This is a genomic window from Silvibacterium sp., assembly GCF_047605705.1.
In the GTDB taxonomy this organism is placed as follows: Bacteria; Acidobacteriota; Terriglobia; order Terriglobales; family Acidobacteriaceae; genus Silvibacterium.
In genome coordinates this window covers 23,203-40,732 of record NZ_JASGFD010000007.1, presented here as the reverse complement: position 1 = coordinate 40,732, position 17,530 = coordinate 23,203, and the positions used below count along the sequence as shown (strand labels likewise).

The 17,530-nt window shown below is 60.7% G+C and carries 15 protein-coding genes; 12 read left to right on the top strand and 3 right to left on the bottom strand.

What is annotated here, in order from left to right; genetic code table 11:
• The first annotated feature begins 2 nt into the window (after nucleotides 1-2).
• The 9 genes from QM649_RS04055 (at nucleotide 3) to QM649_RS04015 (ending at nucleotide 11,189) form a co-directional block, all read left to right on the top strand.
• Nucleotides 3-1,049, top strand: a complete 1,047-nt coding sequence (locus QM649_RS04055) for a 2-oxoacid:ferredoxin oxidoreductase subunit beta (RefSeq protein ID WP_415197734.1) — start codon at nucleotides 3-5, stop codon at nucleotides 1,047-1,049.
• Between the two features lie 213 nt (nucleotides 1,050-1,262).
• Nucleotides 1,263-2,336, top strand: a complete 1,074-nt coding sequence (locus tag QM649_RS04050; protein ID WP_415197733.1) for a DUF481 domain-containing protein — start codon at nucleotides 1,263-1,265, stop codon at nucleotides 2,334-2,336.
• A 122-nt stretch (nucleotides 2,337-2,458) separates the two neighbouring features.
• On the top strand, nucleotides 2,459-3,082 hold the full coding sequence (locus tag QM649_RS04045; RefSeq protein WP_415197732.1) for a hypothetical protein: 624 nt from the start codon (nucleotides 2,459-2,461) through the stop codon (nucleotides 3,080-3,082).
• 198 nt (nucleotides 3,083-3,280) lie between these two features.
• A complete protein-coding gene (locus tag QM649_RS04040) occupies nucleotides 3,281-5,842 on the top strand; it encodes an LptA/OstA family protein (RefSeq protein ID WP_415197731.1) in 2,562 nt (853 codons plus the stop codon).
• Nucleotides 5,843-6,571 (top strand): LPS export ABC transporter ATP-binding protein, encoded by a 729-nt coding sequence (gene lptB / locus QM649_RS04035; protein ID WP_415197730.1) that lies wholly within the window; start codon nucleotides 5,843-5,845, stop codon nucleotides 6,569-6,571.
• 154 nt (nucleotides 6,572-6,725) lie between these two features.
• Nucleotides 6,726-8,468, top strand: coding sequence for an RNA polymerase sigma-54 factor (locus QM649_RS04030; RefSeq protein WP_415197729.1), 1,743 nt, complete (start codon nucleotides 6,726-6,728; stop codon nucleotides 8,466-8,468).
• A gap of 265 nt (nucleotides 8,469-8,733) precedes the next feature.
• On the top strand, nucleotides 8,734-9,414 hold the full coding sequence (gene hpf / locus QM649_RS04025; protein ID WP_415197728.1) for a ribosome hibernation-promoting factor, HPF/YfiA family: 681 nt from the start codon (nucleotides 8,734-8,736) through the stop codon (nucleotides 9,412-9,414).
• 145 nt (nucleotides 9,415-9,559) lie between these two features.
• On the top strand, nucleotides 9,560-10,648 hold the full coding sequence (gene rapZ / locus QM649_RS04020; protein WP_415197727.1) for an RNase adapter RapZ: 1,089 nt from the start codon (nucleotides 9,560-9,562) through the stop codon (nucleotides 10,646-10,648).
• Between the two features lie 25 nt (nucleotides 10,649-10,673).
• The gene (locus QM649_RS04015) at nucleotides 10,674-11,189 is read left to right on the top strand and encodes a hypothetical protein (protein WP_415197726.1); all 516 of its coding nucleotides are present in this window, start codon (nucleotides 10,674-10,676) and stop codon (nucleotides 11,187-11,189) included.
• A 127-nt stretch (nucleotides 11,190-11,316) separates the two neighbouring features.
• On the opposite strand, the gene QM649_RS04010 is transcribed toward QM649_RS04015, so the two are convergent.
• From QM649_RS04010 to QM649_RS04000, 3 genes are all read right to left on the bottom strand, one after another.
• Nucleotides 11,317-11,907, bottom strand: coding sequence for a UbiX family flavin prenyltransferase (locus QM649_RS04010; protein ID WP_415197725.1), 591 nt, complete (start codon nucleotides 11,905-11,907; stop codon nucleotides 11,317-11,319).
• 65 nt (nucleotides 11,908-11,972) lie between these two features.
• Complete coding sequence (locus QM649_RS04005; RefSeq protein WP_415197724.1) at nucleotides 11,973-12,692, bottom strand: class II aldolase/adducin family protein; 720 nt, start codon at nucleotides 12,690-12,692, stop codon at nucleotides 11,973-11,975.
• A 42-nt stretch (nucleotides 12,693-12,734) separates the two neighbouring features.
• Nucleotides 12,735-13,760 (bottom strand): radical SAM protein, encoded by a 1,026-nt coding sequence (locus tag QM649_RS04000; RefSeq protein ID WP_415197723.1) that lies wholly within the window; start codon nucleotides 13,758-13,760, stop codon nucleotides 12,735-12,737.
• A gap of 187 nt (nucleotides 13,761-13,947) precedes the next feature.
• Between QM649_RS04000 and QM649_RS03995 the strand changes: the two genes are divergently transcribed.
• The 3 genes from QM649_RS03995 to QM649_RS03985 all read left to right on the top strand — a co-directional run bounded on the left by QM649_RS03995 (nucleotide 13,948) and on the right by QM649_RS03985 (nucleotide 17,492).
• Nucleotides 13,948-14,613, top strand: a complete 666-nt coding sequence (locus tag QM649_RS03995) for a TMEM175 family protein (RefSeq protein WP_415197722.1) — start codon at nucleotides 13,948-13,950, stop codon at nucleotides 14,611-14,613.
• Between the two features lie 63 nt (nucleotides 14,614-14,676).
• Entirely contained in the window at nucleotides 14,677-16,539 is a 1,863-nt protein-coding gene (locus QM649_RS03990) for an ABC transporter ATP-binding protein (RefSeq protein WP_415197721.1), read from the top strand.
• The gene (locus QM649_RS03985) at nucleotides 16,536-17,492 is read left to right on the top strand and encodes a YicC/YloC family endoribonuclease (protein ID WP_415197720.1); all 957 of its coding nucleotides are present in this window, start codon (nucleotides 16,536-16,538) and stop codon (nucleotides 17,490-17,492) included. The genes QM649_RS03990 and QM649_RS03985 overlap by 4 nt, the downstream gene beginning before the upstream one ends.
• The last annotated feature ends 38 nt before the right edge of the window (nucleotides 17,493-17,530 follow it).

Sequence of the window (17,530 nt, the reverse complement as noted above, 5' to 3'; positions counted from 1 at the left end):
TCATGGCAACGACCCCGACTCCCGCTCCCGCGCCCAAGGTCAATCGCCTGGGCCTGCCGATCCTCGAGTATCGCGGCGGCAAGACCACTCTGTGCGCCGGCTGCGGCCATAACGCCATCTCCGAGCGCATCATCGATGCGTTCTATGAGATGGGTGTCCAGCCTGAGCGCATCATGAAGCTCTCCGGCATCGGCTGCTCGTCGAAGAGCCCGGCGTACTTTCTCTCGCGTTCGCACAGTTTCAACTCGGTACACGGTCGCATGCCCGCGGTCGCCACCGGCGCGCTGCTCGCGAACAAGACCATGCAGGCGATCGGCGTCTCCGGCGACGGCGACTCCGCTTCGATCGGTATGGGCCAGTTCACGCACCTGATGCGCCGCAACCTGCCGATGATCTACATCATCGAGGACAACGGCGTGTACGGTTTGACCAAGGGCCAGTTCTCGGCGACCGCCGATCTCGGCTCGAAGCTGAAGACCGGTGTGATCAACGACCTGCCTGCGATCGACACCTGCTCGCTCGCCATCCAGCTGGGCGCGACCTTCGTGGGCCGCTCCTTCTCGGGCGACAAGAAGCAGCTGCTCGCGATGCTCAAGGCCGCCATCGCCCACAAGGGCACGGTCATGCTCGATGTCATCTCGCCCTGCGTGACCTTTAACGATCACGAAGGCTCGACCAAGAGCTACAAGTACATGCAGGAGCACGAGGAAGCGATCAACGAGATCGGCTTCGTGCCGCACTTCCAGGACATTGCCGTCGATTATGAAGAGGGCACGACCCACGATGTGCGCATGCACGATGGCTCGCAGCTGCGCCTGCGCAAGCTGCGTGAGGATTACGATCCGACCAGCCGCGTGAACGCAGTGCATCATCTGATGGAAGCGCACGAGAAGGGCGAAGTCCTGACCGGCATCTTCTATCTCGACACCCAGAAGCCCAGCTTCACCGACATGCTGAACACGGTGGACGAGCCTCTGGCCACCCTGCCACAGGAGCGCACGCGCCCCTCGAAGCAGGTGCTGGAAGATGTGATGTCGCGCCTTCGGTAGGCTTCACAGCCCGTCTGGAAACACGATACCCCGCGCTTCGGCGCGGGGTGTTTGTTTTGCATGCGTTGCATCCAAGCAGACATGCCTTATGCTGGTCTGCGCTCCTGTGCGTGTTCTCTTTTCCTGTTCCTTCTCATTGCCTTCGGAGTTCTGCGAGCTTGCGCTTTCGCAGAAGCCCCCGCCGCGCCGCAGAAGCCGGCTCCCGATTCTGTCATGCTTTCGAACGGTGACACCATCACCGGCATCATCACGCGTGTGTCGGGTGGGACGCTGACCTTTCACAGCGACGTCCTCGGCGATCTCTCGATCGACATGAAGAAGGTCACGGCGATGCACTCCGCGCGTGAATTCGCTGTGGGGGAGAAGGGCGAGCACCTGACGCGGGCGACTGTGGCTGCGAAGGTTCCGGTAGGGAAGATCGAGCTTGCGAACAGCACCGTGACGGTGACTCTGCCGGAGGCAAAGACCGAGTCGTTTCCAACGGACCAGCTGCGATTCCTCATCGATGCGCCGACCTTCGAGAAAGATCGCAAGGATCAGTACGACATGCTCTATGGCTGGACCGGCTCAGCCACGGCAGGTGTGAGCATCGTGACGGCGACGAATAGCGCGCAGACCTATAACGGTGCGATTGCGCTGGTGCGCGCGATCCCCACGCTGACCGGCCTGCCACCGCTGAGCCGGATCTCGTTGAACCTGAGCGGTACCTACGGGCTGGCGAAGGATCCGACGATCGTCTCGGGCGGCTACGTCTACCAGACGGCCTCGATCACGAAGACGGACATCCTGCACGGCGATACCGAGTACGATCACTATCTCAATCGCGCAATCTTTGTGCTGGGGAATGCCAGCGCCGATCACAACTTCGGCAACGGTCTCGAACTGCAGCAGGCCTATGGCGGTGGCGTGGGCTGGAGCCTGCTGCGCAGCCCGGCGAACCAGCTCGACCTGAAGTTCGGCCTGCAGTATGAGCAGCAGCAGTTCTATAACAACGTGGTCAGCGGACTGGGCACACCGGACGAGAACCTGATCGGCGCGACGGTGAGCGAGAACTGGAGCCGGACGCTGCCACACAAGATCAAGTTCACGGAGAGTCTTGCCCTGATGCCGACTTTCAACTTCGTTCAGGGCGGTTCGGCCGCGGCAACTGCTGGCTTCACTGTGCCGGTCTGGAAGCAGATCAACTTCACGGTGAATTCGACGGACAACTATCTGGGCGATCCCCCGCAGGGCTTCCAGCGGAACACCTTCCAGTTCACGACGGGTGTCACCTACACTCTGAAATGACCATGATTCCGGGTGAGTCCACGCATGAGAGCGTATTTTTCATTCCATGTAAGGGAAATACGCAGAAAAACCGTAGCGGAGGCGAGTCGTAGGGTGGGGGAAATGTCGTCTAATAAGGCGATATGTCTGATCAGTTGTATTTGAGCCTGTGGTACCCAAACTTCCGCCTGACCGCACTGCCCGCCGCGCTCGACAAGGTGATGGAGTTGTTCGGCCAGGTGGCCGGATCGGCGCATGTGCGCGCGGTCAGCGTCTATCCCATCAACTGGCATGAGCCGGCGGCCTACCAGCGTGTCTATGACGAGGAGCATGCGCCCGATCTCGCAGCCTCCGAGCCAAGGAATGCGATCGCCGACGCGATGGAGACCATCCACGACGATTTTGCCTACGAGTTCGAGCTGGCCTGGGAGCTGTGGACGCCGGAGAGTGGGGACGGCCTCGAGACCGCGTGGAAGAAGACGCCCTCGGTGGTGAAGGTTATCGGCTTCGGACCGGAGTTCGACGAAGGCGCTTATGAGCAGAACGGCCACGTGCGCATCGACTTTGGAGTGGACACACCGTTTCTGCAGGAAGACGTGGACCTCGACCAGGAAGCAGCGGAGCGCGTGAAACAGAACGTTCAGATGCTGGTGGACTTTACCAACGCGGTGCAGCAGCACGGCGGCATCTCCACGCGGCTGCTATGGTCGGAATCCGGTGAGACGCTGGCGCAGAAGTTGATTGCACGCCTGCAGAGCGTGAACTAAGACGGGTTCGTCTCGTCGCTGCCTGGATCGCTCGCGGACGTAGGACGAAACATCGGCACGCAGGCGGGGTTTGATCGGGTGTGCCGTTCCATTGTCTCCGGGTCCATTGTTTCCGGGGCTGCCTGCCTTGTCCTGCATCTGACAGTTGTTCCACTTGCATCTGAGTCTCTGTTGCTCTGGTTTTGAGAAGATAACGATATGCGCGTAACGGTGGCGAGGCTTCGCCAGGGAATTGTGGTTCTGGCCTGCCTTTTGTTCTTTGTTCTGGCGGGATTTTTCTTTTACGCGCGGTATCGCTTCCGGCACATCGAGAAGGATCTTCCGGGGCGGCTCGGGGTCAACATCCAACAGACCGCCGACGGCTTTACCTACTCGCAATCGAGCCAGGGCCATACGCTCTACACCATCCACGCCTCGAAGCTCTTCCAGTACAAGGCTGGTCACGCCACGCTGCACAACGTCGAAATCACGCTTTACGGCGCGCCGGGCTCGAACCGGCAGGACCACATCTACGGTTCGGACTTCGATTACGACAAGGATTCCGGCATCGTCACGGCCAAGGGTGAGGTGCAGATCGATCTCTCCAGCCTGAATGGCGACAATCCTCCGGCTGATGGCAAATCCGGCACGCAGCCGCAACCACAACAGCAGGCGCAGGCCGCCGGGCAGGCTTCTGGACAGGACGATGGCGCGGCATCGCAGCAGGGTGATGTGCACATCAAGACAAGCGGCCTGACCTTCAACCAGAAGACCGGCGACGCCACTACGAACGAGTACACGGAGTTTGCGCTGCCGCGTGCGGCGGGCAACTCCACCGGCGCGAGCTACAACTCGAAGACCGGCCTGCTGGTTCTTGACAAGCAAGTGGTGCTGACGACGAGCAGTGACGGCAATCAGGCCGTTGTGCACGCCACGCACGCAACCCTGCTGCGCAGCTCGATGCAGGCATTTCTGCTGAATCCCGTTACCGACTACCAGACCGAAAAGAGCTCTGCGGATCAGGCGATCGTCTATTTCCGCAAGGATGGTTCAGCTTCGCAGATCCAGGCGCAGGGGCATGTGCGCATGACGACGGACAGCGGCGCGGTGCTGACTGCGGAGAACACGCTGACCGAACTCGATACGAAGAGCCAGCCTACGCAGACCGATGCCGGTGGGGGCGTGAACTTCGTCTCGAACGGCGACAACTCCAGCATGCACGGTACGGCGATCCGCTGCACCCTGACCTATGGGCCGAAGGAGATGCTGAAGCACGCGCGCTGCAATGATGCGGTGAACTTCGTCGAGCAGATCTTCAGGCTGGCGGACGATCCGAAGGGAACGGCTTCCCGCCAGGTACAGGCTTCGCAGCTCGATGTGGATTTTGTTCCAAGCCCGGATGGCAAAAAGGCTGTCGCGCAGAAGGCTCTTGGAACAGGTTCGGCCGAGGTCAACCTGCACACCATTCCTTCTACCGGCGGCCAGGAGCTTACCAATATCAAGGGCGACCAGCTGCTGGCGAATCTTGATGAGACCGGCACAGCGATCAAGACGCTCGATGGCTTTGGGCATACGAAGGTTACAGATCTTGCCAAAGATGGCTCGCAGAATACGAGTAGCGGCGACAAGCTGCACGTAGACTTCACGCCGGAGCCGAAGCCCGCAAAGGGTGACAAGACAGCTAAAGCAGGTGCCGCGCCGGTCGCGAAGCCTGCGAAGAAGGCTGGTTCCAGCGATTCCGAAGTCTCGCAGATCGAAACCGCGATCCAGGACGGTCACGTCATCATGACGCAGACCCCGGCGAAGAAGCCGGATGCCAAGACGGATCCGGATACGCTCACGGCGTGGTCGAATCACGCCGAGTATCACTCGGCTGACCAGATCCTGCACCTTACCGGCAATCCGCGTCTCAAGGATGGCGATTCGATGCAGCTGGTCGCAACGCTGATCGATTACCACAAGGACTCGGGCGATGCGACAGCGACCGGGGCGGTGAAGGCTGTCTATCGCCAGACGCAGAACCAGAACGGACCGCAGGCGAAGACTTCGCCTGCAAGCTCGGGTCCGGATATCGGCGGCAACGGTCCGGTATCCATCACCGCGGACCACGCCAACCTGAAGCATTCGGAGAACAAGGCCTTCTTCTATGGAGTGCCGGCCGTTCCGGCTCGCATGTGGCAGGGCGATCACGCGATTGCAGCGCCGATCCTCGAGCTGACGCAGAATCCGCAGACCTTGAAGGCCTACGGCGCGCCGGGCAGCACGGGCACGCCGGTGGCGGCTAATCTGACCTCGAACCTGGGCCCGAAGCAGCAGCCGAGCGTGGTGCGCATTCATTCGAAGACGCTGGACTATGCGGATGCGGATCGACAGGGAGTTTTCAAAGGATCGGTGGTGGCCGAGGAGCCCGATGGCGTGATCCATGCGGACCAGGCGGATGTCTTCCTTACGCCGAAGCCGGTAGCACCGACACAGCAGGCCAAGACCGGAGCTGCGCAGAACGGTCCGCAGCAGGACCAGACCCAGATCGACCACATCGTGGCCACAGGAAATGTGGTGATGACCCAGCCAGGCCGGAAAGCCGAGGGCGAGAAGCTGGTCTACACCGCGGATGATGGCCAGTATGTATTAACTGGAACACCAACAAAACTTCCCCATGTGTACGACCAGGTTAAGGGTACGACGACCGGGGAACGATTGATTTTCCATAGTCAGGATGATAGCGTCGTGGTGAGTGGCGGGCCCTCCGGGTCTGTGACTGACACGCGCACGCCCAAGTAAATGCAGAAGCTTTCTACGGACGAAATAGGCAAGTCATACAAGGGGCGCCAGGTGGTTCGCGGCGTCAGCGTGCACGTCAGCCGGGGCGAAGTGGTCGGGCTGCTGGGTCCGAATGGAGCCGGCAAGACGACCAGCTTCTACATGATCGTGGGACTGGTGACGCCGGATTCCGGGCGCATCCTTGCCGACGGCGAGGACATCACGCGGGTGCCGATGTATCTGCGGGCGCGCCAGTTTGGCATCAGTTACCTGCCACAGGAGCCCTCGGTCTTTCGCAAGCTCACGGTCGAAGAGAATATCCTCGCGGTGCTCGAGGTGCAGAACCTGCCACCACAGGTGCGGCGCGCGCGTACTGAGAAGCTGATCGAGCAGCTGAATCTGGGGCATATCCGCAAGACGAATGGCTTCGCGCTTTCGGGTGGCGAACGCCGTCGTGTAGAGATTGCACGCTGCCTCTGCATCCAGCCGTCATTTATTTTGCTCGACGAGCCCTTTTCGGGAATCGATCCCATTGCGGTCATTGATCTGCAAGAGATCATCTCGAATCTTAAAGCGAGCGGTATTGGTGTCCTGATTACGGACCATAATGTCCGTGAAACCCTCTCCGTCACCGACCGTGCTTATGTCATCAGCGAGGGCCGTATCTTCGCCGACGGCACGCCGGACGACTTGGCCAGCAACCCGGATGTGAAACGGTTGTACTTTGGCGAAGGTTTCACGCTGAACTAGCTGCCGCTTCCGTAGCTGTCATTTCGGTCCGGGAATTGTCTATAGAGTCAGTACCGGCGCAGCTACTCCCGGCCGAAGGCAGGCTGACGAAGCCTCTACCCCGGCATGTACACTGAATCAGAAAATTTGAGGACCCGAAACACCACTCGACGCCATGGCACTTCTTCAACCCAAGCTAAGCCTCAAGGTCGCCCAACGGCAGATCCTTACACCTGGCCTGATGCAGATGGTCAGCGTGCTGGCGTTGAACAAGCTTGAGTTGAAGGAGATGATCAACGCCGAGATCACCGAGAATCCCATTCTCGAGGAGATCGAAGAGTCGGTGCCGATGCTCGACGAGGTGGCGAGCCAGGAGATCGAGCACGACCGCGCGATTGAGTTGCGGGCGGCCGAGTCGGAGCCGGATAAGAAGACCGATCCCTTCGAAGAGATCGACTTTGGCTCGTATTTTCAGGAGTATCTCGACCCGGGCTTCCGCTCCCCGAACAGTTTTGAAATCACCGAGGCGCCCTCGATCGAGAATTATCTCTCCGCGCCGGGCACGCTGAGCGACCATCTTTTCTGGCAGCTGGGTTCGATGAACCTGAGCGCGGCGGTGCGGGACGCAGCCGAATATATTATCGGTAACCTCAATGAAGACGGCTATTTAACCGCAACCAACGAAGAGCTGCTTGAAGGATATTTGAGGGAGCAGTTGTCGCCGGCGGGTGACGCGGCGCTGCGCAACGGCGAGCTGCATGCGGCCTTGGCCGCGCTTCCGGCGCCCATGCTCGACCGCGCCCGCACCCATCTCGAGGCTGGTCTGGGGATCGTGCGGCAGCTCGACCCGATCGGTGTGGGTACCCGTGATCTGCGGGAATGCCTGCTGGTGCAAATCGACGCGCATCGGGGCGAGTACGAGCTGATGAGTCAGAAGCAGGCGGCTCGGCAGGCTGAGGCCACGGGGCATGCTGCTTCGGTACCGGCTCAGCGGCCTCCTGCTGTTCGAGACACAGATACGCATCCGGAAGCTCTGGATCTGAGCGCGGGAGAGTCGATTCCCGACGGGAAGGCCGACTCGAAGACGGAATACCCGGCCGACCCGCGCATCGAGCTTTTTGAGAACGCGGCAAAGATCGTCGATAAGCATCTGACGCTGTTACAGAAGCGCGATCCGCGGGAGCTCTCGCGGGCCATTGGCCGTCCGGCGGATGCGGTGCAGCAGGCCATCGACTTTATCCGTACGCTCGATCCGCGTCCCGGCCAGCGCTTCAACCGCTCGGATGCGAGGCTCATCGAGCCGGATGTGGTCTTTGTGAAGCGCGGCGACGAGTACGTGGTCGTAATGAACGAAGAAGACCTTCCGAATCTCCGCCTAAACCAGGGATACCGGCGCATGCTGACCCAGGAGGGCGCGGAGAAAGAGGTCAAGGATTACGTGAAGGAGCGCTACCGCTCGGCTCTACAGCTTATGCGCAACATCGAGCAGCGCAAGAACACCATCCTGCGCACTTGTGAGTCGATCGTGCGACGTCAGCACGACTTCCTTGAAAACGGAGTCGAGGCGCTGCGGCCGATGATGATCAAGGAGGTTGCGGAGGAAATCGGCGTGCATCCTTCCACGGTCAGCCGGGCTGTCTCAAATAAGTACGCGCACACGCCGCAGGGCGTCTATGAGCTGCGCTTCTTCTTCTCCGAGGGCGTGAACGGCCGCGAGGGCGCGGCGACGCCGCTGCTGCTGCTGAAGCGCAAGGTGAAGAAGATGATCGAAGAAGAAGATCCCCGCAAGCCGCTCACCGATGACCAGATTGCGTCGATGCTGCAGGGGCAGGGTATTGAAGTGACCCGGCGGACGGTTGCAAAATATCGCGAAGATTTAAGAATTCCTAGCACGCACCAGCGACGTGTGCGAGGATAGTGTCTTAACGGGCCCGCACGGGACCGTTGCACGGGAGTCGCACCTATTTCTGGACTGAGCGCCAGCACGGTTCCTGACCCGCTTTTCCCACCCATCCTCGATCCCTGTCCTAAATCCTCTTCCCAACCATCCCCTACTGTCCCTGTGTCTTCTTACAGGGATATGTCTCATGCATTTCTTGGCCGCGGCCTGTTCTGCGATCCGGAAACAGCTGCGGTTTGGAACGGCAATCTTATTACCCGTTGTAGAGAAGGGAGCTTTGACCATGCAGGTTGAGTACACCGGCAGGCAGGTGACCATCAGTAGTAATTTTCGAACGCTGGCCGAGGAGGGCGTGGAGCGCGTAGCGAAGCTCTTCCCGCGGATCACCAGCGTGCATGTGATCCTCAGCGCCGAGAAGTATCGGCAGACGGCGGAGGTGACCATCAAGACGCGGCTGCACGAGTTCCTTGGAATCTCGGAGTCAACCAGCATGGAGACGGCGTTGCGAGAAGCGCTCGACAAGGCCGAGACTCAGGCGATCAAGTGCAAAAAGAAACTGGAGGCGAAGAAACGCACGCCGAAGGCGGAGAAGATTGTGGCCGAGACGCAGCTGCAGCGTCCGGCGCGCAAGGCCGCCAAGTTGATGCCACGTCCCGTCGAAGATCTGGATGAGGTGCCTGCCGTGGTCAATGGCAATGGCAGTCGAAACGGCAGCGGCCGCAGGGCCGCGAGTGTGACCGTCCCGGTGACGGTGCACACCTTTCCTTCGCGCACGCCGATTCTCGAGCCGCACATCGTGCGCTCGACCGATGGCGTGGCGCTGCGGCCCATGACCCTCGAAGAAGCGGTGAAGGAAGCGGAGTTCCGCGACCGCGAAGTCTTCGTCTTCCGTGACAGTAAGGGTCACGTGAAGGTGCTGCACCGCAAGCGCGACGGCAAGATGGAGCTGATCGAAGAGCCGTAGACGCTGACCGCAACAGGATCGGGATAAGGGAAGAGAAAGGCGCGGACCCATGGGTTCGCGCCTTTTTCTCTTTGTGCGTGCGAGGCAGACGGCGGAAAGCAGATTCGATGCTTGAGCTTGTGCCGGTTGCTGCTAGGATTTTTCTATGGCCCGTCCGCCGAAAAAGGCTGTTGAGAGACGCCAGTCCAGTCTGGCCAAAGTTGTGAAGCCCACAGAGCGCAAGGGCTCGAAGGGGCGCAAGACCGCTGAACGTAAGACCGCTGCACGCAAGTCTGTCGTCGAAAAGACCGCAGTTCGTAAGAAAGATCAGAAGCCGGAAGTTGCAGCCGCTGTTCCCTCTGCGAGCCATGCATCCGGTCATTCCTCCGGTCATGGCGAATCGAAACGTGAGCTGGTAGTGCTGACCGGCCTTTCCGGTTCGGGCAAGGCATCGGCACTCAAGGCCTTCGAGGATCTTGGCTATTTTGCGGTCGACAATCTGCCTGTAGAGCTGCTGCCGCACTTCGCGGCGCTGGTGGCGCAGTCGACGGAGATCACCCGCGCGGCGCTGGTGGTGGACGTGCGCGAAGGTCAGCGGCTCGAGCGCTTTCCCGCGATGCTCAAGGAACTGCGGCGACAGCTGGACACTACGGTCGTTTATCTTGAGGCCTCGGAGCCGGTGCTGCTGCGGCGTTTCTCTGAGACGCGCCGTCCGCATCCGCTGGGACGCGAGGAACGTGTTGGGCCGGCGATCCAGGCCGAACGCAAGCTGCTCGATCCGGTTCGCAACGTAGCCGATATCCTGATCGATACCTCGCGCTTCAACGTGCATGAACTGCGGGCGTACGTGCAGAACCAGTTCAAGCGTGAGAGTGACGGCAAGGGCCTGCTGGTTTCAACGCTCAGTTTCGGTTACAAGAACGGCGTGCCGCTCGAAGCGGATCTGGTCTTCGATGTGCGCTTCCTGCCGAATCCGCATTTCGTGCCGGAATTCCGTAAGCTGACTGGCCGGCACCCCAAGGTAGTTGGCTACGTGGGCCACTTTCCGCAGACGAAGGAGTTCCTGGATAAGGTGACGGACCTCCTGCTCTTCCTGCTGCCGCATTACATCAACGAGGGCAAGAGCTATCTGACGGTGGCCTTCGGATGCACGGGCGGCCAGCATCGCTCAGTCATGATTGCCGAAGAGATGAAGAAGCGGCTGGCGCGCGAGAACTACCAGGTGAAGGCGCATCACCGCGATATGCCGCGCTGATTCAAAAAAGAAAGAACAGGTATTTATGCCTTCAACTGCAAAACTGGAACGAAGCAAGCCTTCGCGCTTCTATCTGACCTCTGCCGTAGGGATTTTCGTTGGACTAATCGTTGCGCTCGCGCTGGCAGTGGCTCTGCGTGTGCATTACCGGAATCAGCCGCCTGCCAGCCATGAAGTGCTGCGTGTGGTTTCGCCCGACGGACGCTCAACGGCGACGGTTTCAGAAGAGCCCGGTCCCGTTGGGAAGACGGCGTTTGTCTACGACGTGATGCTGACGGCCAACGGAGAAACGCACACGGTCGCGCATCTTGACGGAGCCATGCGCAACGATCGCGCCTACGGCTTGAGCGTGCGCTGGGCCGGGGATGGCGAACTGGACGTCATCTATCTGCGCGCGCAGCACACGCAGGTGCTGGAGGAGAGCGTGCCGGTTGGGGCAGGGAAGGTCAGCATTGTGCTGAAGTCTGGCATCCTCGATGCGAATGCTCCCGCGGGAGGGATGCTCTACAACCTGCAAGAATCGCAGGGCTCTGTAATTTAGCTGGTGTACCGGTGAATGCGGAGGAGTGAACGATGAGATTGCGTCCGGTACTGCTGCTATTCGCAGTGGTGGTCGTGTTGGTACTCGTGCGTCGGAGATTTCTGCGGCGCTAAGGGCGCTGCGATTCTTACGCCTCACCCTTCCAGACGTACGCATCGGGCTGGGGTAATCCGAAGTGCGCGAGCACGCGGTAGGCGAACTGCTTCGCCATCTCCGTCGAGTCGATGGGACGGTTGTAAAACGATGGGATCACCGGGAAGATTGTCGCTCCGGCGTCGGCGGCCAACGTCATGTTGCGCAGATGGATCTTATTGAACGGCGTCTCGCGCACGCAAAGCACGAGCGGGCGGCGTTCCTTCAGCGTGACATCGGCTGCGCGCTCGATGAGCGATTGCGCGAGACCGTTGGCGATCGAGGCGAGCGTACCCATGCTGCAGGGCAGCACGATCATGCCGGCCGAAGGGTAGCTGCCGCTGGCGATCGAGGCGCCGATGTCCGCGTCATGATGCTGCCTGATTTTTGAGGACGGAGCTCCCAGCAGCTTTTCGGCGAGATCGTTGCGGCTGCTCAGCTCGAGCTCCTCGGCGGCGACACGCAGCGCGCTTTGCGAGGCGATGAAGTCGATGTGCTGAATGCGCGGATCGGCGTCGAGCGCACGAAGCAGCTCCTGATTGAAAACCGAGCCGCTGGCGCCCGTGATGGCGACGGTGAGATTCATGCTGCCTTCAGCGTACAGGCAAGCGCAGGCTCCGGGCGAGTCCGCCCAAAAGCTAAAACGGGCTTTCAGCCTGCGTTCTGTAAGTAGCGGTGGCGGGCGAAAACCAGCTGCTCCAACTGACGCTGGGTGAGCGGCTGCGGCGTGCCGAGCTGGTGAACGGCGAGACGGATCTGCGCCAGATGCTCGACCGTTTCCATTTTGTAGAAGGCATCGGCTACCGAGGAACCGTAGCTCACGGCTCCATGGTTCGCCATCAGAATGGCCTGATGCCCGGGGATCAGCGGCTCGAGGCTTGCGGCGACCTCCGCTGTGCCAGTGGTGGCGTAGACGGCGAGCGGCACAGGACCAAGCGCCATGGCTGCTTCCTGGCAGAGCATCTCGTCAAGGGCACGGCCAGTACAGGCGAAGGCGGTGGCTAGCGGCGGATGCGCGTGGACCACGGCGCTGACGTCATCGCGCAGGCGGTACACGGCAAGATGCATGCCGAGTTCGCTGGTGGCTTTGCGGGCTCCTGCCAGCTGACGGCCTTCGAGATCGACCGTCACCATGTCAGAGGGACGCAGGAGTGCCTTGCTTACCCCTGTCGGGCTTACGAGGATATTGCCGTTCGGCAGGCGGACGGAAAGATTCCCCGAGGTTCCGGGAGCATAGCCCAGGCGCGAGAGCCAGCGTCCGTAGCGGACGATCTCCCGGCGCTGGGCGGTTTCGTGCCGTGCGACATGCTCGGCGGGGAAGAGCGAGCCGGGCAGAGCGGCTCCAACGGTGGCTTCGCTGCGGTCTTCCATATTCGTTCCCTTTATCGTGCACCGGATTGGCCCGGCGATACTTTACAGGATCTTGAATGGCGAGAGCTCAGTTTGGGTTGCCGGGGCGGGACGGAACCATTCCTGCATCAGTTTCCAGGATTGACCGATTCGGTCGGAGGCGAGAAAAAGGTCGCCCACGGTGAGACCTCCAACCAGCCCGTGATGGCCCACGGCGGCCAATCCCATCGATGCGATGCAGCCGCACTGCGAGCAATCCGGGTCGCCGCCGAACTGGCACGGTGTGATCTTCGTCCGCAGGTCTGCGGAGATGGTCTCCGTGGTCCGCGCAAAGATGCACTCTTCGGGGTTCGAAGGCGGGGTGTGGATTTCGTCGATGATGCGGTCTCCCATTTCGAGGATGGGATAAAGGCGGCGCAGCCGCTTCAGCTCAAGGACGACCTCGGCGCGCTGCTCCTGCGAGAGGATTTCGGGATCGGTCGCGCCGCGCTGTGGGGTGAAGAGGCTGAACCAAACCCGCTGGATCTGCGGCTGGGCGCTCCAGAAGCGCAGAAACTCCTCGAGATAGCCGGGACGGCCGGCGATCTGGGACGTAATCGTCGAGTGAATAGTGACGCGGGTGTCTGCGATGCTCTTGAGGATGCGCTCGTAAGTAGCCGGCTTGCGGCGGGCATCGTGTTCCGGCTGCAGCCCGTCGATCGAGACGACGACATAAAGCCCGGGGATCTCCATCCACGCCCTGGGGATGACGCGGAAGGCGCTGGTGACCAGCTGCACATGGATGCCGCGTGCGCCGAGCTGGGGTAACAGCGAGTCGAGCTCGCGATAGCGGACCAGAGGATCGCCGCCGACGATGGAGAGATGGACGGGTTTCTTTTCATCCACGAGCGCCAGGACGCGCTGTACGAGCTCATCGCCTTTGAAGTCGGCGAGAGAACGAATACTGTTGCCGGTGCCCAGGTGATCGTCGTCGAAGGCATAGCAGCCGGGGCAGCGCAGCGGACACTCTTTGGTGATTTCAATGGAAAGGGAAGGGGCGCGGCCTGTGAGGATGCGAGTCCAGGCCTGCAGCAGCTCCGATGTCTTCATCGGTTCTCCGTCGAGGTTCGGGCCGAATAGGTTCCGGCAACGGGGGAATTGGACTGCGCGGTCGCGGGCCGGTCACAGTCCCCGAAAAACAGCGTTCATTGAGTAGACGCAGGAAATCCCGTTCCGGCTTCTCCATAAATTCACAGGCCACGGTAAGCTCTAGTGGTACAGCAGGATAGGAGGGGCGATGGCGGCAGAAAACGGAGAGATGAAGACCTCCCGGCTGGAGGCCTTTTCAGATGGTGTGATCGCCGTGATCATCACCATCATGGTGCTCGAGCTGCATGTGCCGCACCAGGACGGCCTCGCCGGTTTGTGGACGGTGGCGCCCCGGCTGGGCATTTACCTGCTGAGCTTCCTGACGGTCGGGATCTACTGGATCAACCATCACGAGCTGCTGCGCCGCACCGAGCAGGCCGACCACCGCATGCTCTGGGCGAATCTCATCTTCCTCTTTGCGCTGTCGCTGATCCCTTATTTTGTGGATTACCTCGACGACAAGCAGTTCAGCCCGTTCTCGACCCTGCTTTATGAAGTGGTCATGCTGCTCGCCGGATTCACGTTCTATATCCTGCGGCGGACCGTTCTGGAAATGCAGGCCCAGACGGGAGCGCTCACCATAGGAGACAGGAACGAGTTCTGGAAGCACCGGCTGAGCCTGTTCCTGTATGTGGTTTCCATCGCTGTTTCTTTCTATAAGCCGTGGATTTCACTGGCGCTGAACTTGGTTGTGACCCTGATCTGGATCGTGCCTCAGATGGGCGTTCAGGAATGCCATGTGGATGGGGCGGATCTTTCCCTCCGGCCTGAGGATGAGGCTGAACTTCTCCCCACGAGGGACCGTCTAAAATAGAACGATGGCCCAGCAAGACCGGCAACTGCCGACGCCCCAATCCCCACTGCATGTGGTGCGCGCATGAAGCGTGTGGGGCGACTTCTCTACTATGCCCGGCGGTACTGGCTGCAGGTGATCGCTTCTGTCGCATTGGCGGCAGGCGTGGGCCTGTTCGACGCATTCCGTGTCCTGCTGATCAGCCCGATTTTCGATACGGTGCTGCATCCCGGCGGCCAGCACGAATCGAGCTCTGGTTCTCCCGCCTTCGTTGCTCATTTTCAGGCCGAGCTGATGAAGCTGGTGCCCTCGCATCTCCACAACCCGTGGAGCGTGGTGGCGTTTGCGTTTGTGGTTTCGACGCTGCTGAAGGGCCTGTGCGATTACCTGGGCACCTACCTGGCGAATTACGCCGGTTTCGGGATCATCACCGACCTGCGCGACGACCTTTACGAGGTCATTCTGCGGCGCTCCATCTCCTTCTTTCAGAAGCACGCGACCGGCACGCTGCTCTCGGCGCTGATCAACGACATCGAGCGGATGCAGTCCGCGATGTCGTCGGTGCTTTCCGACTTTCTGCAGCAGATCTTTACCCTGATCTTCACCGCGGCGGCGGTGATCGTGATCGGCGGCAAGCTGGCTTGGATCCTGCTGATTTTTGTGCCGGTGGTGGGTGGGTCGATCCGAAAGATCGGCCGCGGCGTGCGGCAGACGACGCGCAAGGGCCAGGACAAGCTGGCCGAGATTCAGAACATCCTGCACGAAACGATCACCGGCAATCGCATTGTGAAGGCCTTCAACATGGAGTTCTGGGAGCTGCTGCGTTTCCGCAAGGCGGCCAAGCGGCTCTTCCGCGCAAATCTGAACTCGGTGCGCGCACAAGCGATCAGCTCGCCGCTGATGGACCTGATCGGCGCCATCGCGATCGCTCTGCTGCTGCTGGTCGGACGCAATGCGATCAGCTCGCAACGCATGACGACCGGAATGTTCTTCACCTTCATCGTGGCGCTGTTCAAGATGTATGATCCGATCCGGCGTTCGGCGGTGTACTACAACAGCTTTCAACAGGCGCTCGGCGCTTCGCAGGCGGTTTTCGACTTCATGGACGATCGCGACGAGGTGCAGGAGAAGAAACATCCGTACCAGGTCAAGAGCTTCAAGGAAGCGATTCGCTTCGAGCATGTGAGCTTCTCGTATCGCTCGGAAGACGGTGAGAGCGCCGTGCTGCACGATATCGACCTGACGGTGCCGCGCGGCGAGGTGCTGGCGCTGGTGGGTCCGAGCGGAGCAGGAAAATCGACGCTGGTAAACCTGATTCCGCGCTTTTTCGATGCGACTTCGGGACGAATCGTGATCGACGGGCACGACCTGCGCGATGTGAGCCTGCGCTCGCTGCGCGACCAGATCGGCAAGGTGACGCAGGAGATTATTCTCTTCAACGACACGGTCCGCAATAACATCGCTTATGGACAGCCGGATGTGCCGCTGGCGAAGGTGATTGAGGCGGCGAAGGCCGCGCTCGCGCATGAGTTCATCGAGCGCCTGCCGGAGGGCTACGACACGGTGATCGGCGAGAAGGGCTTCCGGCTTTCAGGTGGAGAGCGGCAGAGGCTGGCAATTGCGCGCGCAATTCTGAAGGATGCGCCGATCCTCATTCTCGACGAAGCGACCTCGTCGCTCGATGCGGAGAGCGAGTCGCTGGTGCAGGGCGCGTTGAACAACCTGATGCAGGATCGTACCAGCTTCGTGATCGCGCATCGTCTTTCCACCGTCCGGCGGGCGAACCGCATCGCGGTGCTCGAGCGCGGGCACATTACGGCCATCGGATCGCACGAGGAGCTGTTGCGCATCTCGCCGACCTACCAGAAGCTTTACCGGCTGCAGTTTATGGATGTCACCGAAGCGGATGTGCATGAGCCTGTTTTAAGCGTGGAAGGGGAAGCATGAAGACTGCTGCAAAGAGCGCCGAAAGCGCCCAGCCGCGACCGGTTTATTCCATGACCGGCTTTGCGCGGCGGAGCGGCCGCGTCTCCGACCTGTTGGGTTTCACGTTGAGCCTGAAGAGCGTGAACCATCGTTTTCTCGACTTACATCTCCGCCTGCCCTCGAACACCGACGCGCTCGAGATGGAGCTGCGCCGGGAATTAAAGGCGAGGCTCTCCCGCGGCCATGTCGAGGTGACGCTGAACCTCGATCGCACGACGCGCAACGAGGTGGCTTACGATGCGTCGCAGGTAGCTGCCTACGTCGAAATCTTTCGCAAGGCTGCTGCAGAGCACGGGCTGGTATGCGAGCCGGACCTGAATGAGATTTTCCGCATGCCGGGCGTCTTCAGCGAGAATCGCGGCGACCGGAGCCAGGGTGAGCGTAACCTTGAGGAAGAGGCGAAGGCCATCGAGACGGCTGTCCTCGCGGACCTGCCTGCATTGGTGGATGCGCTGAACGAGATGCGCGCGCGCGAGGGGAGCGTCCTCGCCGCCGAGTTGCGCGCCGGCCTCGATCGCCTGGAGGCATCGGTGGGTGAGGCCGCGACGCTGCGTGAGGATGTGCAGCAAGCCTATTTCGAGCGCATCGCCCAGAGGCTGAAAGCGATGGTGAGCGAGGCCTTCGATCCGCAGCGTGTATTGCAGGAAGCGGCGCTGCTGGCCGAAAAGAGCGATGTAGAGGAAGAAGTCGCACGGCTCAAGGCGCATATCGGGCACTTTCGGGAACTGCTTGCGCAGGGTGGTGAGATCGGCAAGAAGCTGGACTTTCTGCTGCAGGAGATGAATCGCGAGGCGAACACGCTTCTTTCGAAGACCGGGGGAGTGGCCGGAAATGGCGCCCGGGTGACGGAGATCGGCCTCGGCATGAAGGCAGAGATCGAAAAAGCGCGCGAACAAATCCAGAACCTCGAATAGGAATCTCGAGTAGGAGCGCAGACGCGCAACAGCATCGA